This window comes from Paenibacillus sp. V4I3 (assembly GCF_030817215.1).
GTDB lineage: Bacteria > Bacillota > Bacilli > Paenibacillales > NBRC-103111 > Paenibacillus_E.
Map to the genome: position 1 here is coordinate 74,360 of NZ_JAUSZA010000001.1, position 22,609 is coordinate 96,968.

The 22,609-nt window shown below is 44.6% G+C and carries 22 protein-coding genes, 4 tRNA genes, 1 riboswitch and 1 other annotated feature; of the genes, 4 read left to right on the forward strand and 22 right to left on the reverse strand.

Going from position 1 to position 22,609, the window contains the following annotated elements; translation table 11 throughout:
• Positions 1 to 56 precede the first annotated feature (56 nt).
• Both QFZ77_RS00395 and asd read right to left on the reverse strand, forming a co-directional pair.
• Positions 57 to 476 carry a hypothetical protein gene (locus QFZ77_RS00395; protein ID WP_307434519.1) on the reverse strand — a complete coding sequence of 140 codons (420 nt, stop codon included), beginning with the start codon at positions 474 to 476 and terminating at the stop codon, positions 57 to 59.
• A gap of 111 nt (positions 477 to 587) precedes the next feature.
• Complete coding sequence (gene asd / locus QFZ77_RS00400; RefSeq protein WP_307434522.1) at positions 588 to 1,673, reverse strand: aspartate-semialdehyde dehydrogenase; 1,086 nt, start codon at positions 1,671 to 1,673, stop codon at positions 588 to 590.
• Between the two features lie 150 nt (positions 1,674 to 1,823).
• Positions 1,824 to 2,089, reverse strand: a binding site (T-box leader).
• Positions 2,090 to 2,421: 332 nt separating this feature from the next.
• Between asd and QFZ77_RS00405 the strand changes: the two genes are divergently transcribed.
• The gene (locus QFZ77_RS00405; protein ID WP_307434526.1) at positions 2,422 to 3,204 is read left to right on the forward strand and encodes an AraC family transcriptional regulator; all 783 of its coding nucleotides are present in this window, start codon (positions 2,422 to 2,424) and stop codon (positions 3,202 to 3,204) included.
• A gap of 112 nt (positions 3,205 to 3,316) precedes the next feature.
• On the opposite strand, the gene QFZ77_RS00410 is transcribed toward QFZ77_RS00405, so the two are convergent.
• From QFZ77_RS00410 to QFZ77_RS00420, 3 genes are all read right to left on the reverse strand, one after another.
• Positions 3,317 to 3,826: a hypothetical protein gene (locus QFZ77_RS00410; RefSeq protein WP_307434531.1), complete on the reverse strand. Its 510-nt coding sequence runs from the start codon at positions 3,824 to 3,826 to the stop codon at positions 3,317 to 3,319.
• Positions 3,827 to 3,957: 131 nt separating this feature from the next.
• Positions 3,958 to 5,373 carry a phospholipase D-like domain-containing protein gene (locus tag QFZ77_RS00415; RefSeq protein ID WP_307434536.1) on the reverse strand — a complete coding sequence of 472 codons (1,416 nt, stop codon included), beginning with the start codon at positions 5,371 to 5,373 and terminating at the stop codon, positions 3,958 to 3,960.
• A gap of 23 nt (positions 5,374 to 5,396) precedes the next feature.
• Positions 5,397 to 6,011, reverse strand: coding sequence for a TetR/AcrR family transcriptional regulator (locus tag QFZ77_RS00420; protein ID WP_307434539.1), 615 nt, complete (start codon positions 6,009 to 6,011; stop codon positions 5,397 to 5,399).
• Between the two features lie 153 nt (positions 6,012 to 6,164).
• On the opposite strand from QFZ77_RS00420, the gene QFZ77_RS00425 reads away from it, so the two are divergent.
• Positions 6,165 to 6,890 carry an MBL fold metallo-hydrolase gene (locus tag QFZ77_RS00425; protein ID WP_307434542.1) on the forward strand — a complete coding sequence of 242 codons (726 nt, stop codon included), beginning with the start codon at positions 6,165 to 6,167 and terminating at the stop codon, positions 6,888 to 6,890.
• A 133-nt stretch (positions 6,891 to 7,023) separates the two neighbouring features.
• Here QFZ77_RS00425 and QFZ77_RS00430 read toward each other — a convergent pair whose 3' ends face one another.
• From QFZ77_RS00430 to yyaC, 5 genes are all read right to left on the reverse strand, one after another.
• Positions 7,024 to 7,443, reverse strand: coding sequence for an HIT family protein (locus QFZ77_RS00430; RefSeq protein WP_307434544.1), 420 nt, complete (start codon positions 7,441 to 7,443; stop codon positions 7,024 to 7,026).
• A 138-nt stretch (positions 7,444 to 7,581) separates the two neighbouring features.
• The gene (locus QFZ77_RS00435) at positions 7,582 to 7,890 is read right to left on the reverse strand and encodes a hypothetical protein (RefSeq protein ID WP_307434547.1); all 309 of its coding nucleotides are present in this window, start codon (positions 7,888 to 7,890) and stop codon (positions 7,582 to 7,584) included.
• 89 nt (positions 7,891 to 7,979) lie between these two features.
• Positions 7,980 to 8,279: an iron-sulfur cluster assembly accessory protein gene (locus QFZ77_RS00440; protein WP_307434550.1), complete on the reverse strand. Its 300-nt coding sequence runs from the start codon at positions 8,277 to 8,279 to the stop codon at positions 7,980 to 7,982.
• A gap of 380 nt (positions 8,280 to 8,659) precedes the next feature.
• Positions 8,660 to 10,345 (reverse strand): ABC transporter ATP-binding protein, encoded by a 1,686-nt coding sequence (locus QFZ77_RS00445; protein WP_307434554.1) that lies wholly within the window; start codon positions 10,343 to 10,345, stop codon positions 8,660 to 8,662.
• A gap of 147 nt (positions 10,346 to 10,492) precedes the next feature.
• Positions 10,493 to 11,026, reverse strand: a complete 534-nt coding sequence (gene yyaC, locus QFZ77_RS00450) for a spore protease YyaC (RefSeq protein ID WP_307434556.1) — start codon at positions 11,024 to 11,026, stop codon at positions 10,493 to 10,495.
• A 97-nt stretch (positions 11,027 to 11,123) separates the two neighbouring features.
• Here yyaC and QFZ77_RS00455 point away from each other — a divergent pair, with 97 nt between their 5' ends.
• Positions 11,124 to 12,293: a glycosyltransferase family 2 protein gene (locus QFZ77_RS00455; RefSeq protein WP_307434561.1), complete on the forward strand. Its 1,170-nt coding sequence runs from the start codon at positions 11,124 to 11,126 to the stop codon at positions 12,291 to 12,293.
• Positions 12,248 to 13,771, forward strand: a complete 1,524-nt coding sequence (locus QFZ77_RS00460) for a stalk domain-containing protein (protein WP_307434564.1) — start codon at positions 12,248 to 12,250, stop codon at positions 13,769 to 13,771. Before QFZ77_RS00455 ends, QFZ77_RS00460 begins: the two co-directional genes overlap by 46 nt.
• Here the strand turns inward: QFZ77_RS00460 and QFZ77_RS00465 are convergent.
• The 12 genes from QFZ77_RS00465 to QFZ77_RS00520 all read right to left on the reverse strand — a co-directional run bounded on the left by QFZ77_RS00465 (position 13,768) and on the right by QFZ77_RS00520 (position 22,599).
• Positions 13,768 to 14,427 (reverse strand): hypothetical protein, encoded by a 660-nt coding sequence (locus QFZ77_RS00465; protein WP_307434567.1) that lies wholly within the window; start codon positions 14,425 to 14,427, stop codon positions 13,768 to 13,770. The genes QFZ77_RS00460 and QFZ77_RS00465 overlap by 4 nt on opposite strands.
• A 184-nt stretch (positions 14,428 to 14,611) precedes the next feature.
• Positions 14,612 to 15,502 carry a C40 family peptidase gene (locus tag QFZ77_RS00470; RefSeq protein WP_307434570.1) on the reverse strand — a complete coding sequence of 297 codons (891 nt, stop codon included), beginning with the start codon at positions 15,500 to 15,502 and terminating at the stop codon, positions 14,612 to 14,614.
• A gap of 2 nt (positions 15,503 to 15,504) precedes the next feature.
• A riboswitch (cyclic di-AMP (ydaO/yuaA leader) is annotated at positions 15,505 to 15,663 on the reverse strand.
• 78 nt (positions 15,664 to 15,741) lie between these two features.
• Complete coding sequence (locus QFZ77_RS00475) at positions 15,742 to 16,422, reverse strand: MgtC/SapB family protein (RefSeq protein WP_307434573.1); 681 nt, start codon at positions 16,420 to 16,422, stop codon at positions 15,742 to 15,744.
• A 74-nt stretch (positions 16,423 to 16,496) separates the two neighbouring features.
• Positions 16,497 to 17,240, reverse strand: coding sequence for a glycerophosphodiester phosphodiesterase (locus tag QFZ77_RS00480; RefSeq protein WP_307434576.1), 744 nt, complete (start codon positions 17,238 to 17,240; stop codon positions 16,497 to 16,499).
• Between the two features lie 44 nt (positions 17,241 to 17,284).
• Positions 17,285 to 18,655 carry an ABC transporter substrate-binding protein gene (locus QFZ77_RS00485; protein ID WP_307434579.1) on the reverse strand — a complete coding sequence of 457 codons (1,371 nt, stop codon included), beginning with the start codon at positions 18,653 to 18,655 and terminating at the stop codon, positions 17,285 to 17,287.
• 77 nt (positions 18,656 to 18,732) lie between these two features.
• The gene (locus tag QFZ77_RS00490; protein WP_307434582.1) at positions 18,733 to 19,557 is read right to left on the reverse strand and encodes a carbohydrate ABC transporter permease; all 825 of its coding nucleotides are present in this window, start codon (positions 19,555 to 19,557) and stop codon (positions 18,733 to 18,735) included.
• Entirely contained in the window at positions 19,554 to 20,408 is an 855-nt protein-coding gene (locus QFZ77_RS00495) for a carbohydrate ABC transporter permease (protein ID WP_373462716.1), read from the reverse strand. Before QFZ77_RS00495 ends, QFZ77_RS00490 begins: the two co-directional genes overlap by 4 nt.
• A 1,048-nt stretch (positions 20,409 to 21,456) precedes the next feature.
• A tRNA-Gly gene (locus QFZ77_RS00500) sits at positions 21,457 to 21,527 on the reverse strand.
• Between the two features lie 18 nt (positions 21,528 to 21,545).
• Positions 21,546 to 21,622: transfer RNA gene (locus QFZ77_RS00505), tRNA-Pro, on the reverse strand.
• Positions 21,623 to 21,638: 16 nt separating this feature from the next.
• Positions 21,639 to 21,715: transfer RNA gene (locus QFZ77_RS00510), tRNA-Arg, on the reverse strand.
• An 8-nt stretch (positions 21,716 to 21,723) separates the two neighbouring features.
• Positions 21,724 to 21,798, reverse strand: a tRNA-Gly gene (locus tag QFZ77_RS00515).
• 102 nt (positions 21,799 to 21,900) lie between these two features.
• Entirely contained in the window at positions 21,901 to 22,599 is a 699-nt protein-coding gene (locus QFZ77_RS00520) for an AIM24 family protein (protein WP_307434588.1), read from the reverse strand.
• Between the last annotated feature and the right edge of the window lie 10 nt (positions 22,600 to 22,609).

Below are 22,609 nucleotides of genomic sequence, written 5' to 3' on the forward strand. Positions count from 1 at the left end.
ACCAAAGCCTTAACCCAGCTTCTTGCAAGGATTAAGGCTTTGGTTTGCCGTTAACATTACTTATTCACTTTAATATGGTTATCATACCATTCCCTACCAGAAGCCCACTTTTTAGAAGCAGGATTCTCTTTTAGTATTTCAGAACAGGCGATTGCCATAATATATTCTTCTAATCCATTTTTATCACTATTAGCAAATTTGTCGAGCATATAATTTAAAGACTTTTCTCCTTGCATAACAATGTATTTGTAATCCTTATTACTATCTACACCCTTAATATAGTCATAAGGATTAGAGGATAGTGATACTGTATTATCTTTTGGATTAGTAATATTGTTAAGTTTTTCATCGATTGTTTGCTCAAAGGTTATATCCGATGTATCCGATGCAACTTTCTTTACAGAGCAACCAATCAAACTAAATAAAAATAAAACAGTGAGACTTATAACCATCACGTTCATTAACTTTTTTCTCATAAATTTCTCCTTTCTATTCCTCCAATCTTTCATTTTTTTTGCTTATATAACCGTTCAGATTGTTATTATCATGTAATCTAATCAGTCTTTTTCAATTATAGCTATATACTTCTATTTTGCCTGAATGTACCCTTCCGCTTTAAGCAGTTCGGCGATCAGAACAGCACCGCCAGCTGCTCCGCGTAATGTATTATGTGATAGTCCTACAAATTTAAAATCGTATATTGAATCCTCGCGCAATCTCCCCGCAGAAACACCCATTCCGCGCTCAATCTCACGATCAAGTTTAGTCTGTGGCCTGTTCTCTTCTTCAAAATAAGTAATGAACTGTTTTGGGGCGCTTGGCAGACCAAGCTCCTGCGGTCGACCTTTGAATTGCAGCCAGCGATTAAGAATTTCTTCCTTAGAAGGTTTTTTCTCAAACGATACAAATACGGTAGCCAAATGCCCATCCGTTACTGGAACGCGAATACACTGCGTTGTAATTAAAGGCGCACTTGCTTTAATAATTTCATCATTTACAATGCTGCCCCATATACGCAGTGGCTCCTGCTCGCTTTTTTCTTCCTCACCGCCAATATAAGGAATGACATTATCTAACATGTCAGGCCAATCGGTAAAGTTTTTACCGGCTCCGGAAATCGCCTGATACGTCGATGCAACCACTTTTGTAGGTTTATAATCTAGCAGTGCATGAAGGGCTGGCACATAGCTCTGGATTGAACAGTTGGGCTTAACGGCAATAAAACCGGTTGAGGTTCTAAGCCGCTTTCTCTGTGCAGCAATCACTTCAATATGCCCTGGATTAACTTCCGGAATGACCATCGGGATATCAGGCGTCCAGCGATGAGCCGAATTATTGGAAATAACGGGTGTGCCCGTTTTTGCGTATGCCTCTTCCAACGCTTGAATTTCATTCTTTTTCATATCCACTGCACAAAAAATAAAATCGACCTGACCGGCAACTTCCTCCACTTTCGATGCATCCTGAATCACGATATTTTTCACTTCTTCAGGTATTGGGCTAAACAACTTCCATCTGCCTTGCACAGATTCTTCATATGTTTTACCTGCCGAACTGCTACTAGCGGCGATGGCCGTTACTTTAAACCAAGGATGCTGATCCAGCAACTGAACAAACCGCTGACCAACCATACCTGTTCCTCCGACAATACCAACCTTCAGTTTTTCTGACATAAGATATTCAAATCCTTTCAAAATAGCATGATTAAGGGGAGCCCCTAAAATATATATTCAAACAATCTGATTCGGTGTACCGCATATTACACATGAGCTGTACTTCATCTGCTCAATAAAAAAAATCCCACCCCCAAGACTATAGTCAGTCTTAGGGACGAGATTGTATATACTCGTGGTACCACCCCAAATTCGCTAATATGTCGCCATATCAGCCTCTTCAAGTACGGCACTACCATGTAATGCGTATACTTTAGCTCTGTAACAGGAGCTCCTGACACACCATCACCCTTTTCAAAAGGATCCGATGTGCTGCTCTGAGGCTTTTTTCAATAAAGTACTCTTTACTCCTTTTCAGCAAACGGAGCTCTCTGTGAAAGATTTCATTTATTTACTCTTCTCTTCATCGCATTTGAATATTGCGATTATATTATCAAATAACCATTGTAAGGTAAACATAATTTTTGAAAAATTCGAAAACTTTACAAAGTTTGAACATAACTACCCTGTACAGCTTGCTTCGAAGAGCTGACACCTTTGAATTTAATAAAACTAATGATCCGCCATGTTGCGATGTAGCCAAAGGTCATCAGGTTGCACATAAAGCTAATTGTGCTTGGATCAATTGATTTTATAGTCGCAATCGCAAACCATACTGTTTAATTAAATTGTACGAGCTTGTTAATTCAGAAACAATAAATTATAATAGCCAAAAACTGACCTATCGTGCTTTTTAAGGAGATGCAAGATGATTCAATTAATTAGTTGCGGATATAATTTTAAACATTGGGATGGGGTCACTATTGACCGTCCGGTAGGAGCAGGGAATTATGCCTTTGTTCTTTTTAAAAGCAATTCAGAAGTTATTCTCGACGGCAAGTCATTCGTGGCCGAAAAAAATTCCTATCTCATATTTCAACCTTCAACCCCCCATCTTTACAGGGAATTGGAAAAACCATTTGTCAACGACTGGTTCCATTGTGACGGCACTGAAATTCAGGATTTCCTTTTGGAGTTGAATTTCCCCCTTGACACGCCCGTCAAGGCTGCAGATCCGCTATTAATTACAAAATGCATCATGGAATTACATAGCATCAACCAGTTGGGCGGCCCGCTGCGCGATAAAATCATTGATTCGGATATAAGAACTCTTTTTATGAAGCTTCGTAATCTGCTTGACAGACCCACCTTGCCCGACAAGACAAGTCGATATTTTAGCCAATTTTCCGAGCTGCGCAATGAGCTCTACAGTTCGCCTCAAACGAATAGGTCCGTAGAAAAGCTTGCTTCGTGCATGAATTTAAGTAAATCTTATTTCCAACATATTTATAAGGAACTATTCGGGTGTTCTGTGGTTATAGACATCATTAACAGCAGGCTGGAATACGCCAAGTATCTTTTGGAGAACAGTTCGTTATCCATCGCCGCCATTTCCAAAATGTGCGGATATGAGAATGATACCCACTTTATGCGCCAGTTTAAAAAATTCGTTGGCTTTACTCCTAGTCAATTCAAGTCCGGACGCAAATAAGGTGACTTGTTGATGGGAAGAAACTCTAAATTCCAAAACAAAAAACCGCTAAACCCAGCACGAAGTCATCTTCATGTCGAGGTTGCGGTTAAAAAAACATGGATGTTTTTTCTTACTCAGTCCCGCCTATCATTGGCAGGGCTGCGTAACTAGGAGATGAGAGCTCGTTTTGCATTTTCTTAAAATGAATTTGTAACGAGCCAAAAAATACTTTTCCCTGATTGTAGTGAAGCTCACATTTATACCCGTACGAACGGGATGCCGATTGCAGCGCTTTATAACCTGGTAATGCAGTGACCAAAGTGGTAATCCGTTTAATAATATGGTTAGGTACTTTCGTAAACATCGTCGCGTGTATCCCATCGGCAACCGATACAAAGCTAGGAAATGTACGCTTGTCGAAATGCGAAAGTGTAACAAAATCGGCGCCAATTGCCAGCATATCTTTGTTCAAACGGTTTAAATTTATGGTGATATCCTTGTAAAAATAAATGCCAAAACCGATTTTGTTCGTTAATGGGTTCAAGCATTTTTTCCATCTCAACAATGTAGCTGCTGTATAAGTCTCAAGTTGATCCATAAATGAATGCCAGTGAATTAGTGATCTCAAACTTTTTTTCATTAAGTTCTCCTTCATTTCTATATGTTTACGTAATTTAGGTGTTTATTTTATTTGACTCTAGAACAAGAAGGATTGTTCACAAATAGCATTGGTAAATGAAGGGAGTGCCCTTGAGGGCAGCCTCTTTTCATCTATTTGCCGTAAGTTGTCGGGTCTAGGGTGAATGCAAGACTTTTCCAGTTGAAATCTCCTCGCGCTCCACGGAGTCGGTTTTCATGAGCAATGTTCCGGTAAAGTTGAAGCGCCTTGCGGTCGGTTAACTGTAGAGTGTCTTGACCTAGGTGTTCGGACAATAGTTGACGGCGGAGTGAACGCACCACTTTGGGGTCCCAAAACGCAGCGTTCATCTCCGTATGACCAAAGAGTGAATTCCAGTGAAGGTTGCAGGAACCGATTGTCGCCCACGCGTCGTCGATCAGCATTATTTTGGCATGTACATAAATATTGCTGCGCTCCCCCTGTCCATTCAGCCCTGCTATTCCGACAAGTGCGAAATTCTCGTATCGGCCAAGCGCTTCTAAAGAATCGAAGAAGCTTTTGCTATCCGGATGTTGACGGGATGCGCGCACGTATGGCTCGGGCTCAGCTGGAACGAGGAGGACGACGTCCACGCCACGTTTTAGTGCCTCCTCCAGTCTGGCAGAGATCTCCGGAACTGGGAGAGCCTGATTCTCAATGTAGATTGAGCTGCGAGCGGCATCGATCGCTTGTTTGTACTGCCCGAAAATGGATCGCTCGCCTGCAGCAATATCGAAGGAAGAACCCCCGGGAGTTGGATAACTATTACTGTAACGGCCCGCATACACGTTCCTTTGAATCTGCACCTGGCTGTCTCCTCGAGGAACGGATACGCGTGTAGGGAAAGTCAACTCGTCATCGCCATTGTGGCCCCACACTCCGCCTTCCTCCATTCTCTCGCTAGCCTCGTTCCATCTTTGCACGAAACTATGGTGCACGTCGGTCGCGGATGGTCCTATTACTTCGACAAAGACGTCGTGGCGTTGCCCCTCGCCCATGTGGCCTGGTTCGAAGGACTTGAATGTCGGATTAATTCCACCGATAAATGTCGTCTCGGACGAATGTCCTGCATCGATCAGCCAACATTTTTGATGTTGGCAGAAGTAACCATGAGCACGGTCCCAACGGGCACGGAAAAGCGAACCACGCGCAGCGAGCATTTCACGGTTATCGTGAGATCCTGGGAAGGCTTGGCCATACCCACTGCTCTCCAAATTTGGGCGCCAGAAAATGACGCGTACATCCAATCCACGAGCAACCGCACGGTCCAGCACATCGAACAGGGTACCGCGATCATCCGGCATCTGGAAATCCGGATCCATGAAAGTAATGTTGAGCCAGATACTGTGCTGTGCTGTTTCGATAGCCTCACAAATGCGCCGAAAAGTGGGAGCACTATCCACAAGCGGACGAACAATATTACCGTGCCGTACGGGATAAGAACCGGATTCGAGAAATGGTATATGTGGCTCCGAACCGGCGACGGTTGAGACCTCGGTTTTGCTCATAATTTCCCCCTTAATACTCATCTCACCAAAATCGATTTCTAATTTTATTGCAGGTTTTCGAGCGATACTACTTCTATATATGTGTTCAGTAGATTCCGAAGTTGTTGCATAACAAACCCTACATGTTTACTATCTCTGCTCAATTTGCTTGCCATCACACTGCCTTCGAGTGAAGAAATGATAAATGATGATAGTGACTCAACATCTACATCTGATCGGAATTCTCCAACAGATATCCCATGTTTTAAAATACCTTGGACGAGGCTTAACATCTCCTCATACGCGGCTAAAGCTTTATCACGCAGGATTGGAAAGGTATCATCGCTTTCAACTGCCGTATTAAGCAAAGGACACCCGCCTTTTATTGGGGGATTGTTTACGGGATCAATATGTACATTACATACAGCCATTATTTTGTCTATCGCTGTATCCGCATTATTTATGGCCGATGATAATTGTTCCATCAAAACCTGCCCCGCATATTCAAACGCTTCCACCGCGATTTCATCTTTGTTAGAGAATCTTCGATAAATCCCTCCTTTTGTTAATCCTGTAGCCTCTATGATGTCTTGTATCGATGACCCGGCATACCCCTTTTGATTAAATAATTCAGCGGATTTACTAATGATATGTTGTCGTGTTTTCTCATCTTTACGCATTTTCCAGTCCCCCATACATCCCAAATAGCATTTGAAATACATTGTAACATTTCTCTTGCATTTAACTAAATATTGGAGTAGCATAATACCGAACCGTACGGTTCGGTTCGGTATTTTTATCTTGGGTTAGTCACCAGAGAGGACAATGAAATTATGAACACTGTAAAAATCGTCCGCATTCCAATCCTCCCCATGCACATGGTAAATTCCCACTTACTTGTGGGCCCTGACGGATGCATTCTAATCGATGCGGGACTACCTGGGTCTGAGAATAAAATTAAAAAGGCCTTAGCTAAAGAAAGACTTACTTTCAAAGACATCAAACTCATCGTCGTGACCCATGCGCATGTAGATCATGCCGGAAGTGCAGCAGTAATTCGCGAGCTATCAGGAGCACCTATATTGGCTCACGAGGGGGATGCTAAACATTTTAATCGAGAAACGCCAATGACTTTTTGCCCAACCGGTTGGTTTGGCCGTTTATTTATCAAGACACCATTAATGCTCGAGCCGTATATCGGTTTTGAACCCGATATTCTGCTTACAAAGCATGATGTTATCGACTTGGAGCGGTACGGAGTTCCGGGGATGGTTAAGCACACACCTGGGCATACAGTTGGCTCTGTCTCCATAGAGCTTGCTTCTAATGAAGCTTTGGTCGGTGACCTTGTCGCTTCAGGAATTTTGTTAGGCGGTATCGTAAGAACCAATCGTGCCATACGTCCACCATTCGAAGATGACCCGCACACAGTAGCCCGTGAATTGACCCGCCTGCTTGATTCTGGAATCGAAAAATTCTACATGGGGCATGGTGGTCCGTTAAAGGCTTCCGAGATCCAACGTCATACCCAGTCTCTCATGATGCTGCCAAAAAAATAAAATGCGCCTACGTCCACGCTATTCTTTGGTGAGCAAAGGCTGCCATAGAATCATCCTCCGGCAGCCTCAAACTAATCATATGATTCACTCTTGGAACTAAAGTAAGGACCACATAAGCCAGTTTCGTGGGTTATTACATATGTGTATTTAACACATTTAAGATTTTATCTCTAGTTTCTCCTAAACGTTTTTCTGCACCATTTGGGAATAGCGGTTCGCTCCAGGTGAATCCGTCACCCTTGTATCTTGGAATAATATGCATATGATAATGCGTTAAGTCGTTAAACACTCCGCCGTTCTGGCATAAAGAAATGCCGTCTGGCTGAAATATTTGTTTTAATATCTTAGATATTTTCATTGAAGTATCCATTATGCAGTGAGCAGTGCCAGTATCCATATCCTCGAAATCCCAAAAATGTTTTTTGGGGAGTATTAGCGTATGACCCTCGTTAAATGGAGCGATATCAAGAACACAGGTTATCAACTCATTCTCGAAAATAATATTTACGTTTGGCTCCATCCCATTAGAAATGCGACACCCCAGGCAATCCATCCCTATCTCTCCATTCTTATAGAATTCAACACTACATCTAGCCCCAAACCAGCACAAAAGCACAATGGATCAGGAACTATTTTCTCCTGGTTCATTGTGCTTTTGTGTATCTGGCCTAGAAATGAAACGCCTCAATAATTACCCTTCCAGCACATCCGCCGCCAATTCGCCCGCAACCTCAATCATCTTGGGAATTACTGCTTCATTTGTTCCGGATACGTAAATATCTCCCTGATAATGCCGAAATGGGACCATTATATCGCCATAGCTCCACAAGAAAAAATCTCCCTCAATGGACATGCTGGTAGAGCCTGTTACCGTAAACACTGATGTATAGGAAAAATCAGGTTTGGACGTAAAATACTGCTTGCACTCTTCTAAAGATATTATTTTCGACGAATTGTCCTTTTCCTGAAATGCTCTTGTAATTCGATAGCGTTGACTCATTGAAATTCCTCCATGATCGTTCAATATAAAAATAACCCATGTGTAGAAACATGGGGGTTCTCAACAATTTTAGTTAAGCAAGCATGCGCTTATTTTTCAAGAAATCCTGTTGAAGGGTTCGTTATGAAAAAACCTTCTTCAGGTACATGAAAATATTGAATCCAAACCCCATCTAAAAGGTCTTCTCGTTTATCTAGTAAAATTTTAATATCTTTGTCTGTTTCTACGATCTCATCATGTTCAGTAGGTGTATCCAGCATCACATCATAATGAGCATGTTCTCCATGATTCAGTGTAATAAATACACGAATCATCTTCCCTTCCGCTTCTTCACTACTCAACATATTTTTTAAGACCTTAGCGGCATTTCGATTGATTTTACATTTCATGTTTTACGACCCCTATTCATTTTTTATACTGTAATACTATTAGTTACAGAAAAGTTTGTCAAGATATTCGAATTTTAGCTACCTATCTCTTTCTCATCAAATGATAATCCTTTTACTTCAATAAGCCGTGACACCTTTGTTAATCTTATTCCCCTGATGTTGAGTCGTTATTCTTTAAGTTATTTCTTCCCGTGTAACAGAATATCAAGCGTAAGAGCAATAGGCACCCTCTTGGACTCTAAAATCATTCTAGCTTCTTCAATAGTCTCACAATCCTTTTTGTTGGTACATTTATGAAAAGTGGCTGTCTCAAAAAGTCTATTGACCTTTTGGGACAGCCTCCCTACCATGACTTATCAACCGCCGTAACCGCGTACAGCCTACTCCTCAGCAGCGTGAGCGAACTGCGTGCTGTACAGCCGTGCATACAGCCCATCCTGTGCAAGCAGCTCGCTGTGCGTGCCCCGCTCCACGACGCTGCCCGCTTCGATCACCAGAATGTGATCGGCGGCCAGCACCGTGGAGAGCCGGTGCGCGATCACGAGCGTCGTGCGCCCTTGCATCAGCTCCTCGAGCGCCGACTGCACATAGGACTCGGACTCCGAGTCCAAGTGCGACGTCGCCTCATCGAGGATGAGGATGCGCGGGCGCTTTAGGATCGCGCGAGCAATCGCGATCCGCTGGCGCTCGCCGCCGGAGAGCCGGTGGCCGCGCTCTCCCACCATCGTGTCGTACCCTTCGGGAAGCGACACGATAAAGTCGTGGATGTAGGCCTGCCGACAAGCGGCCTCCATCTCCTCACGCGTTGCGTCCTCCCGCGCGAAGCGCAGGTTGTCGCCAATCGTCGCGTGGAACAGAAACGACTCCTGCGTCACATACGCGATCTGCTCGCGCAGCGAAGCCAGTTGAACGTCGCGGACGTTCACGCCATCGACCTCGACGACACCCGACGTCGAGTCATACAGCCGCGCGATCATGCCGATCAGCGTCGATTTCCCCGCGCCGCTTGGCCCGACGAGCGCGACCATTTCACCCGGCTGCGCCTCGAACGTGACGTCCCGCAGCGCGTACTGCCCTGGCTTATAAGCAAAAGAAACCTGCTTATAAGCCACCCGACCCGCGACCTTCGTCAGCGGCGCGGCCCCGACTGAGTCCATGACATCCGGCACCATGTCCTGGTACTCGAAGATACGCTGGAATACGCCAAGCGCAGTGGCTACCTCGACATGTAGGTTCAGCAGCATACCTACAGGCATGTACAACCGCCCAAGATACGCCGCGAACGCTACGATCGATCCCAGCGTCATGCTGCCGGATATGACGGAGTAGCCGCCATACATATAAATAATCGCTGTGCCTAACGGCCCCAGCGTACTCGTCGCCATCCCGAACCAGCGGCCAACCAGATTGAGCCGCAGCTCCAAATCCATAACCTTCTGGTTCATGGCCGTAAACTCGATCTCCTGCTGCCGTTCTCTACCGAAGATACGCGTCAACAAGGCACCGGAGATTCCGAAATTTTCACTAAGTTGAGAAGTAATATCGGAACGCACTTTCTGTGTTTCCGTGCGCAGCGATTTCCTTAACCTCGATACTTTTTTCACAGGCAGCACAAACAGCGGAAGAATAAGCACGGAGATAATGGCCAGCTTCCAATCAAGGGCAAACAAAATACCAATGGTCGAAACAACAATGACAATCTGTGTAATCGAGGACACAACCAGCGAAGTCACGACACTCTGCACAGCCTGTACGTCTCCCGTAATCCGTTGAACAATTTCTCCCGACCGAGCATCCGTAAAGAATGCCATCGATTGCCGCTGCAAATTATGAAACAAAGACTGTCCTAAATCCCGAATAACCCCTTGGGTTACTTTGGTATTGAGATGATTTTGCCACACCCCAAGTACTCCGCTTAGAACGGGAAGTACAATCATAAGCATCGCCATTCCTGCCAAAAGCTTCATATTGCCCAGCGGGATCGCTTTATCAATAATTTCTTTCATAACAAGAGGTGGGATTAAACCTATCAAGGCTGCAAACAGCGCCAACCCTATTATCGCCATTAGTTGTCCCCAATACCCTTTGAACAACCGTAAAATCCTTCTAACCGAAACATCCTTTAACTTCGCTTTAGGCCGATTCCTATCGGAAAGCCGCCCCATTCCACCTGGTCCCACTAATCATCTCTCCGTTCTACCCTAAGCTGCCTTCTAAATGGGAAAAGCATGCTCGATTGCCTTCGTCACTTCATTTGCCATCTTCAACACGCTGTACAGCGATGTCGTTTGTAGAACACTATACTGCCTAGGACCGTCTGCATTGACGATAGCAGCGATCGTATAATCTCCAACTTGAGGCAGCACCTTCCCTACTGACTTCCCCGGAGCCAAAGGCTGATTAGACACCTGATACATGCCCACTGACAGCTTTTGTCCCAAACAAGCATCAATCGCTATCACCACACAGCCATGTGGAATTCCCTGCAAACGCGCTGCTAAGTTACTAGCATCACAAGGCGCTTCAAGTGTTCCTATCACATGCGGATACCCCAGTTCCATAAGTCTGCTCCCTACAAGCGGGCCCAGTGAATCGCCTGTAGATCGATCTGTTCCTATACATACAAAAGCCAACGAATCCGGCTTCATCACCGACTTTTTCCCAATCGCCTTGAGAAAGATGGCCAATTGTTCGCCATTCATCTTTTTCCAATACTGCTCCCGCGGTTCAATCCGTTCTTCCCCCATCAGATCCTCCCTTAACACGCACCCAGCAAAATTTCCCCTCACTCCTGATGAATGATATAATGCGGTCAACTTCTATTCTTTCACAAGGAGGCATACCATGTCCACCCTAGGAATTATCGCGATTCTGACCCTCCTCTACTGGCTTTATATCACTTTTGATGTGCATAAAGGCATACATTTACTGCATACACTGCCCAAATCCACGAAGCTCCCGGACAAGCCTCCACTCGTTTCGGTCATTATCGCCGCCAAAGAAGAGGAGAGTACCATCCTAGAAACCGTTCGACATCTACTCACGCAAAATTATCCGCGCCTTGAGATCATCGCCGTCAATGACCGCTCTCAGGACGCTACCGGCGTCCGGCTTGAAGAGCTGCGGAAGTGGTCACAGCACAAAACGGATATTCACACACCGCTGCAAATCATTCACATCACCTCTCTGCCTGAAGGCTGGCTTGGCAAAAATCATGCCCTCTACCAAGGGTATCAGCAAGCGAGAGGCCAATATTTACTTTTTACAGATGCCGATATCATTTTTGCACCAGGAACGATTTCAGATGCGGTTACTTATATGAAGGAACATGACGTACAGCATCTCACGCTGACCCCTAACATGATTGCACGAAGCACACTGCTCAGAGGGTTCGTTCATTTCTTCCTCTTCTCATTTTCCTTATTCGTACGCCCGTGGCGTGCCAACCTTGACAACGCTCGTGAACCGGGCATCGGAATTGGTGCCTTTAACATGGTCAGCCGCAGCGCTTATGAAGCGATTGGCACGCACAAATCGATCGCCCTAAGACCTGATGATGATCTTCAATTAGGCATCTCCCTCAAACGAGCTGGATTTAGGCAGAAGGTTCTGTCTGGCAAACACATCCTTCAAGTCGAATGGTACCGCTCTCTCAAGGAAGCGATCGTCGGCCTGGAGAAAAACCTTTTCTCCGGCTTTCGCTACAGCTACACCATTGCTTTACTGGCTTGTCTGGGTCAGCTTATCTTTTTTATATTCCCTTGGCTCGGTCTTATCTTCTTTTGGGACTGGAGAGGTGCCGTCTATGCTGTCACTGTCATTTTACAAATATGGCTATACCGCAAGCTAATGTTCCGCCTCATGAGCAAACGCGGAGATGAAGCTTTCTTGCTCCCTATCAGCGCTTCCCTGCTCCTCTATACGATTGTCCGCTCCGTTTGGCTAACTTGGAAACAAGGTGGCATCAATTGGAGAGGAACGTTCTACTCCCTGCGCGAATTAAAAAAGAAGTAAATTCAGAAAGGATGATAGCTGCCATGCCTCTTGCGCGTTTCCGCATTCGTACTTACACCGCGATGCTCAGCTGTCTGCTCTTAGCAGACGTTATCTTCCCAGTATCTACTTCTGCACAAGGTACCGTACAAACACAAAGCCGAACGATTGCTCATAATGGCAAGTCGTTTACTGTACAATGGGTCACCATTGATCTCACCGATCCCTACTTGCGCGTTAAGCCTGTTACGGCTGAGGGCGGCATTGGCCATGATGAGTCCTTCTCCTCCATGTTAACGAGAAACCATGCGATTGCAGGGATCAACGGAACTTTTTTTGACGCCTATGAAAAAGATGATACCCAGCGCTACCCGAATGGTTTACTCGTTGGCTCCGGCGAAATCATGCACTCAGGCATTAATCCTGCCTTTCTGGTTCATGCCGACAAAACCGCTAGCTTACAACGAATCCAAACAGAGCACCAAATAAGCGTTACTCATCAGAGCAAAGCCTACACATTCACTGCTTGGGGTGTGAACAAATATTACGGCGATTCCGCCAATGATCAAGTCGTCTGGTACAACCGCGCTTTTGGGCCGACGATCGACTTTCCTAACTCAACCAAAGTTGTTCTCCGCGAGGGCAAAGTTACAGCCGTTACGACGCAGAGTGTCGATATTCCCGAAGATGGGCAGCTGTTCCTACTCGGAAATAGTGCCAACAATAAGACCTACGTGCTGCCTAATATCCATATTGGCGATATGGTGAAGCTGACTTCATCTCTCCATAATCAAGATACCGGAGAAAGCTCTATGCTTACAGCGGTTGATGCCGCTATTGGAGCAGGGCCACATTTGCTAACGAATGGCGCAGTTGATTTGGATACCAAACGGGATGGCTTTACCGATCCCAAAATCACAACAAGTGCGAACGTACGCAGCTTCATTGGGTTAGACGCTTCCCATCAGTTTGTAATGGGGACACTCTCGACTGCTACGATGGCGGATATGGCGCAAGTTCTTCTAAAGCTAGGCTTAACGGATGCAATGAATATGGATGGTGGTGCAAGTTCATCTCTGTATGCGAACGGCTCCATGCTGCGAAGTCCGGGTCGAGCGCTCAGCAACGCACTTGTCGTGGAACGTCTCGATCATCCACAAATCCAATTAGAGGTAAATGGACAATTCGTTTATGAGTTCCGCGGATATTTATTGCAAGAAACAAGTATGGTACCCTTTCGGGGTATTCTAGAAAGAATCGGTGCCAAATTCGAATGGAACGGGACAACACGTACATTAACCGTTCATCATGGTTCTAATAATCTTGAACTTCGACCGGATCATTCCGTGATGACTGTGAATGGGCAATCGGTCACACTACCTGAAGCACCTACCATAGTAGATGGTCATATTTATATGCCCTTACGAGCCATTATTGAATCCTTAGGCGGACAGATCCAGTGGGATCCACAGCTTTACCGGGTTTCACTTCGCTTTTAGTGCACGCGATTCATTCGTACAATTCGGTAATACAGTTGGCTGCTCACCTCTTGCTCCACTTCCAAATAACCTTCCACATGCACATAATCACCCAATATAAAGGTGGATGCATCGGCAGACCCGGAGTGTGTCAGAAAGAGGAGAGCGGCTTTTTCATTTCCAACCACGAACCCCATTTGCTCATTCACTTGAAACTTATCTAGAACTTTCCCATGGTGAGACCTTGCAATATGATGAAAGCGCCAAGACTGATCCTCTTTTATTAGAAAATAAAGCACGCGATTTCTCTGATTATTACTGAATTCCCTCGTCACACCAATCATGCAAACCTTCTCGCCTATGCTAAGATACTCATCGACAACAAAGGATTTTAATCGCAAGCGATTCACATTTTTCTGCTGAATATAGGCTTCCATCTCTTCAATCGTTCTTTGATCCTTCGGATCCTGTTTCGTTGCGTAAAATACTTCTTTTATAAACGTGTCCGTCTGTAGGCTTCTAGCCCCTTTGAAATGATTATACGTAAGGAAAAATCGATCAATAACTCCCCGAATCTCCTCTGGTATGGCAGGACCTTTTTCCACGATATACATGCTATCTGCTTTATTCGAATGTCTTTTTTTATAAAACCAACTTTTCCAGACACTTAATTGCATGCCGTTCGTGTCACCTGCTTTCTTCCAAACATTTCTTCATTATAGGCTAAAAACCATAAAATTTCGATAAAAATCGCAATATTTCGCGCAAAAAAAAAGAACATCTGCCTTCTATGCTTTCATTCGAAAGATTCATAGAAAACAAATGTTCGATGATTTAATCCTTTTTCATCACATGGCTTATTTACAGAACTCTTTTGGCACCCACATATCTGGATCCCCAGTATGAACTGGCGAGACTATCTATCGTTACACCTCTAGACGTTGTCGCCGAAATGAATTGATCATTCCCCAGATAAATACCAACGTGATTTACACTGCCTGCTGCAAAAAACACAAGATCTCCAACCTTCAAGTCCGTAACTCTGGTTCCTGCTTGATCGTACATTTGAACTGAAGTTCTGGGTAGATCAATGCCTTTAGCTTCGTACAAATAGCGCACAAATCCGGAACAATCAAACCCTCTGGGTGTTGTGCCTCCCCAAACGTATGGCGTACCCATGAACGTATTTGCTGTTTGCACGATTTGATCAGACATGGATGGTTTAGCCACCGCTACTGCCTTTGGAGCTGGTGATGGTGGTGGCGCAATCCAGGCTGGCTTGTGGGACTTGCCATCGACATTCACAATCGCGATACGATTCGCTTCATTCCACTCAATTGGGGAACCGAATGTTTCAGTAATGAAACGCAAGGGTACATACGTATTACCTTGATAAAGCGTTGGACTGCTTTCCAGACTAATTTTCTTGCTGTTCACAATCGCCTGCTTTTCGTCGGTTGTCAATTGAATTGTCTGCTGCTTGTTCATCAACGTGACCACTATTTCGCTTTCCTGCTTCGCCCAGCCTACTTGATAACCCAATTTCTCAGATAGTACTCGCAGAGGAACTTGCAGCGTTCCTGCGTTGTCAATAAATGGCTGTACTTCTGGGAACTGAATCAACTCATCGTTGACCTGTACTTTCACAGTGGATGTAGATGATGCGGCTTGAACTGAGGGAGCGGAAAACATGGATACTGCTGCACAAACAAATGCGCATGAACAAATAAAGCTTTTTGTGAAAAATTTCAAAAACTTTTCCTCCTTGAAGCCTCCGAGGTTAGTTGACGGGTTCGGGAAGAGGTTTCCCTAGCGCGCTCAGTTTATTAAACAGCTGAGCATTCATTCACCCCAAGTAAAGAAGTCCCCCGTACCAGAGCTTTTGCTGCTCCAAGATTCGGCATTTTTTGTCTATGTTAGACTAGCATAGTTGGACTGTTAGTTTCAACTTTTGCATAGTGGTAATAGTTTCCACAAGAAAGTCTCTCGTATTAATTGCTTATCGTTTCAACTTCGGCAGCGAGCACATATTTGATCTTCTTGATTTTGGTGTAAACAGTTGTCGTACGATGTTTGTCTGCAGTGGAAATTACCAACTGAATTTGTTGGTTCTCGTTTAAGTCCTTGATTTTGATATGCTTCACCTTCATGTATTCTGCGCTGATTTGATCGATAAGTGTAGACATGTCCCCTTCAGGACTGAATATAATATTGATCGCCAAGTCCTTCTCCCTCAGCTTTTGAGGGCCGAGCAGCTTAATAAAGATCGGAAACAGATTGATTGCGAAAATAATAAGAATAACAGCCAAAGTCGCCTCTTGATAAAATCCTGCTCCCGTTGCGATGCCAAGAGCGGAAGCCGCCCATACCAATGCCGCGGTCGTAAGTCCTGAAATAATCTCATTACCTCGTCTTAAAATAACGCCAGCCCCGATAAAGCCTACTCCGCTTATGATTTGAGCCGCTAGCCTCATAGGGTCCATATTTGTATATCCGGGGATAGAGTACTTTTGAACAGCTCCTATCGATACAATAGTGATTAAGCAGCTTGCCACCGAAATCACCATACTCGTTTTCATACCCAATGGTTTATGCTTGAGTTGACGGTCAATCCCGATCAACAGACCTAATAACAGCGCCATCCCTAGTTTCTCCAAAACAAGAAGACTCATTTCATGTCCCCATTCCTAAAGATAAAATGAAAGGTAAAGCCCCGGAATCCGGGGCTTTTTGCATAGAAATTTTTTCACTTGGAATCATGCGTTTGCAACAAATCTTTTAACCTTCCAGGGAAGTCCGTAATGATACCCGAAACCCCAAGCCCAGTTAGATGCAGCAGATCATTTACTTCATTTGCCGTATAAGGGTAGATATAAAGCCCGCTCTCTGTCGCCTTCATCACATCCTCGGCATCCAACATTTGAAAGTAAGGATGAAGCGAGTATACCTTCACATCAAAACTGCGCGCGTATGCGGTAGGATCAAGCAATTTGGATTGATACAAAAGACCGATCTTGGCTTCCGGTTCCGTTTGTTTGATCCTTCTGACACACTTATGGTCGAATGATGAAACGATGACATTATTCAAACGGTTACGCCTGCGCAGAAATTCAACTATCTTATGCTCCATTCTGCCATCGTAGGAGTATTTGATTTCCACATTAATCATAATGTTATCGGGTACAAGATCAAAGACTTCGTCCAAAGTAGGTACGGTCTCCCCTTTGAACTCATCGCCAAACCAAAGACCAGCATCATAGGTTTTGATTTCCGATAAGCTTTTCTCCACTATCAGGCCTTTCCCGTTTGTGGTCCGGTCTAACGTCATATCATGACAAACGACAATTTCATCTTCGGCGGTCAAATGAACGTCAAGCTCAATCCCTTCGCATCCCTGGCTTAACCCAAGCCGGAAAGCAGCGAGCGTATTTTCTGGAGCCATTCCTTTGGCCCCACGATGTGCAATAATCATCGGTTTGTTACTAAGCATTCCTGTTTCCTTTCCGGCAAGTGGACTTAAGCCTCTTTACATAATTATTTGACTGTTTTGTTGTAAGTTTGAATCTTCGAAGTGATCTCTTTTTCCGCTGCATCCAATGCTTCCTTCGGAGTTTTCTTGTTGTTAAGCACTTCTTCGATCGCCCCTTCAACAATTTGTCTTGCTTCAGGGAATACACCCATTACCGCGCCCTGCGTAGCTGTGTTTAACTTCGTTTGGTGCAGTTGATCAATCGCCGTCTGGAATTGAGGGAACTTTTTCAGGTTTTCCTTTACAAGGTCTTCGTCATAGGCTTTTTTGGTAATCGGGAAGTACCCCGTATTGACGTGCCAGTAAGCCTGCTCCTTAGGTGTAGTCAGAAATTTGATGAAATCCCAAGTGGATTTCTGCTCATCATCTGGGCGGTTATTCATGACCCATAAGCTGGCTCCACCGACAATAACACCACCTTCTTTCGCATCTGCCGGCTTCGGCAAGAAGCTGGTTCCCACTTCGAATTTACCGCTGGCGCTGTCAACAAGACCCTTAAGCGCCGCTGTGGATTCCAGAATCATACCTACCTGACCTGCGGAAAATGCTTTTTTGGAATCGTCTGTTTTGCGTCCCAGATTGTTAGCCGCTTTGGTGTCAATAAGATCCTTCCACCAAGTCAGTACCTTCACACCTGGCTCCGTGTTCACCTGCGATTGGGTTGCATTAGAGGTGCGACCGTTTCCGTTGTTTACGTATTCGGCGCCTTGATTGGCAAAGAGCTGCTCCATGAACCAGCCATAAATCGCAAAGTTTGCCCCGGTAGCTTTACCTGATTTGGTAATGGCATCAGCAGCAACTTTCAATTCCTCGAATGTTTTTGGAGGTTTCGCAGGATCTAGACCAGCTGCTTTAAACAAATCTTTATTATAATAAAGAACCGGATTCGACGTGTTGAACGGCATCGAGTAAAGTTTGCCACCTAAAGTATAGTAACCGGCAATGTTCGGCTCCAGCTGTGTCAAATCCCACTTATCCGCATCAATGAAGTTTTGCATGGGTGTAATTGCTTTGGAATCAATCATGAAGCGGCTGCCGATCTCATACATCTGGACGACCGAAGGGCCTTCGCTTGTACCCATCGACGCCTTTAATTTGCTAAGCAGGTCGTCGTAATTTCCTTGGTACACCGCTTCTACCTTGATTTTATTCTGAGAAGCATTATAATCGGCGACCAGTTGATCAACAACTTTCGTATTTGCTCCACCCATCGCATGCCAGAAAATGACTTTCTTAGGTCCGCTTGCCTCAATTGCTCCAGATTTCGTTGCTTCTGGTTTCTTGCTTTCTGTACTTTCCCCCATATTTACGCTGCATGCCGCAAGGAAAACCATCGATGCCGTTAAAACTAAACCCGTTAACTTTTTTTTCCCCATTGTCTCTATCTCTCCTCGCTCAAAGTGGATACATATATATGATAAGCCTGTTAGGTAACAGACGGATCATCGCTCGCTTAACCTTTAACAGCACCCGCGGTAATTCCACGTACTAATTGTTTCACACCTAAAGCCAATAAAAGGAAAGAAGGAAGCAGAACGATCGTAACTCCCGCCAAAATCAAATTCCACGACATGACTTCCGCATGCTGCAGCATAGAAACCCCGATTTGCACCGTTCTCATGGACGCCCTATTTGTAATTAACAGGGGCCATAAATAGTGGTTCCAGTGCGTAAGGAAGACATAAACCCCCAAAGTAGACAGCGCAGGACGGGATAGCGGAAGTACGATAGAGAAAAAATTCCGGAGATGCCCGCATCCGTCGATTTTTGCCGCATCAAACAGCTCATTAGGCAGCTGAAGGAAAAACTGGCGAAGCAGGAAAACCCCGAAAGCTCCCGCCATAAAGGGAACGATCAGCCCCTGGTAGCTGTCCATCCATCCCCAATTTTTGATGGTCAAATAATTAGGAATAATGGTGACTTCCCATGGAATCATCATGGTCGAAAGAAAAACGGCGAACAATACTTTCTTTCCTTTGAAATTCAGGAACGAAAAAGCGTAAGCGGCCAAACTGGACGTGATAACCTGACTTACCGTAATCCCCGAAGATACAATAAAGCTGTTCAGGATAAAGCGCACGATTGGAAAGCCCGAAATAGCGTTCTTGAAGTTCTCAAGATACAACTGAGAAGGAAATAATGGCGGTGGGAAGTTAGAAACTTCCTTCTCTGTCATAAACGATGAGGATACCGTAAATAAAAGCGGATACAAAACGACAAGGGCCAGCACAAGCAGCAACAAGTAATTCAGGGTGGGTGCGATCCTTTTCGCGATCATTGATAATGCACCTTCTTTTCTAAAACTTTAAACTGCACCACAGTCAAAATCATGATAATCACAAAGAGAACCAAAGCCTGAGCACTTCCGATTCCGAAACGGAAATTAACGAAAGCGTCCTGATAGATGGAATACACGATCACATTGGTCGAATTCATCGGACCACCTTTTGTCAAAATATGAATCTGTCCAAAGGCTTGGAAGGCTCCGATCACTGACACAATAAGGGCAAAAAATATCGTGGGTGACAAAAGCGGAAGAACGATTTGGATAAATGTCCGTGTTGGGCCTGAACCATCAATTTTAGCGCTTTCATAAATTTCTTCCGGAACCCCTTGAAGACCACTGGATAGCACAATGAACAGAAATCCCATATTCATCCATATCGTCAACAGGGAGATCGAAACCAGTGCCCACGAAGGGCTCGTTAACCAAGGGATCGGTTCAATATGTGCAATGCTTAGAAAGTAATTCAGCATCCCTGCTGTCGGATGGAACAGCAAGAACCAGATAATCGACCCCGTACCTACCGATATGACGATAGGCAGAGAAAATATGAACTGGAATACTTTCATGCCCCGCAGTTTGTTGTGGGTGATCGCTGCCAAAAATAAGGACCATACGATTGAGGTAGGTACCGTAAACAAGATAAACAACAACGTCACTTTTAAATTCGAATAAAACTGTCCCGATGCAAGTAAATCGATAAAATTATCAAGCCCGACAAATTCAACGACCCTACCGCGAGGGTCCGTGAGCGTCATACTCAGGTAGACTGATTTGACCATCGGATAAAAAAGGAATGCAGCAAACAAGACTAAGGAAGGTGCCAGAAATAAATAAGCTAATATGTTCTCCTCCCACTTCTTTTTCCTTGCTGATACACTTTCAGTTGTCTCTCGATTTAAAGCGCTTTCATTTACTAACAAAATAGCATACCCCTCTCTTTCAAAAAGTTACATTTTCACGCTAAGGGCATTCGGTTTCCCTGTATCGCTTTTCGTAACTCGTTAATTTCCGTCTCGCACATTCGGAGGAAACGGGTGAAAAGAGCGAAAAAAAACACATAAACTGACATGCCCGTTTGACATGCAATCTACGTGAATCTCCTTGTCTCCATCACAATTATTAACTTGTTCACATCATACACGCTAGTAACGGATACTGTCAACCAAGATTTTCCATGAGTTATCATTTATTTGATTAGAGCACATGCTACCCAATATTCTTCGAGCAGAAGCAGTGAGAATTCATGCACGCATCCCCTTCTTCCTTCACGGATCATAAGAAAACGGCTTACGCCATCCTTGATTGAGAGAGTTTATAAAGTTTGATGCAAAGCAATCTACGCCTAATTAATGTCGTGCTGAAACATTCGCATACTTATCCCTGTAAAGTTGTACTTTGTACAACTTTAAGCAAGCTAATCCGTGTTTTCCAACCGAATGTTACAAAAAATACAACACTTTTAGCCTAAAGCAACTCTATAGCCAATAAAAAGGATAAATTGTTGTAGCACATACAACATTCTGAGCTGTCCAAGCAGAAATCAAGGAAATTGTTGTACGCAGTACAACTTGTCTTCCCAATTCTCTATTTCTTAAAAAAATCAGAAACAAAGCGCTAGAAAAGAATAGTTAGCTTCGTCGCTTTACCCCTAACCAATAATACTGTAAAAAAAGACCACCCGAAGGTGGTCTTTTTCTGTGAAGCGGGCGGCGGGAATACTCCAAATTCTTATTTAAAATGCTTCCTACGGAAGCGGCTAGTAGTATATTGGGACGCGCGTCCTACTTGGGTATATTCTATGATGTCTTCACGGACGGTCGAACCCATACGGCTTCTCTTCCTTTTCCGTTCAAACGAAAAAGATCACCCGAAGGTGATCTTTTCCTGTGAAGCGGGCGGCGGGAATCGAACCCGCGCGATCAGCTTGGAAGGCTGAAGTTCTACCATTAAACTACGCCCGCGTATTATAAAGGGATTGATGGTCGGGACGACACGATTTGAACATGCGACCCCCTGCTCCCAAAGCAGGTGCTCTACCAAGCTGAGCTACGTCCCGATGCGTTTTATGAAAATGGCGCGCCCTGAGAGATTCGAACTCCCGACCTTTTGATTCGTAGTCAAATACTCTATCCAGCTGAGCTAAGGGCGCAAATTAATTGGAGCGGAAGACGGGGATCGAACCCGCGACCCTCGCCTTGGCAAGGCGATGCTCTACCGCTGAGCCACTTCCGCATCGTATAATTGCATGTCATTCTCGCTTACGTTTCTCCGAGGCGACAAGGAATAATATATCAGGAATTAAAGACAAATGCAAATGTTTTTTATATCCATTTTTTATTTGATGAAAATACCGCCAAACGGCAGTACTTCTTTGGCTATGCGACGCAATAGACTGTCATTTCTCATATGCTCATCCAATTTGCGATCTGGCTTACAGGGCTGCATGAGAACATGACCTTGCCCCGTCATTTCCCAATGATAATTCATATGCTGACTGGCCAGTGTATTGCCGTACACACACAGACGCAGCTGAGCATTACGCGGATAGGCAACAAGGCAGTTTATATCGACATATAAAGGCTGCTTAACATCCAGTGCCATTTGGTAAATCGGTCCTGCAGTCAGAAGTCCTATTTTGCCTGGACCTTTAAACTGCATTTTCACAAGATCCTGCGTAATCAGTGTATTCTTAACATTTTGCAGATGAGAAGTGTAGCTGACTCCCTCAGTATAAAACAAAACATGTCGAAATTCATACAGAAGATCATCATCCGCTCCTATAAGTATTACAGCCATGCTATACCCTTCAGGGAGCCCTAGCATTACATTGGCAGGACCATGCAGCCGTGACTGGACAAAACGCCTCTTCCTATACATACTAGGCAGCTTCATTAACGAATCTTCTCTCTGCTCAGACTTCCCTTGGAAAGCAACAATTTGGTTCGGATGCAGCACATGAACAGACTCACCCTGTTCGATGCACATTGTAGCTATCTTTGCATGTGAGCTTACTTCTTCGAAAGATACCTCCATACACACCGAC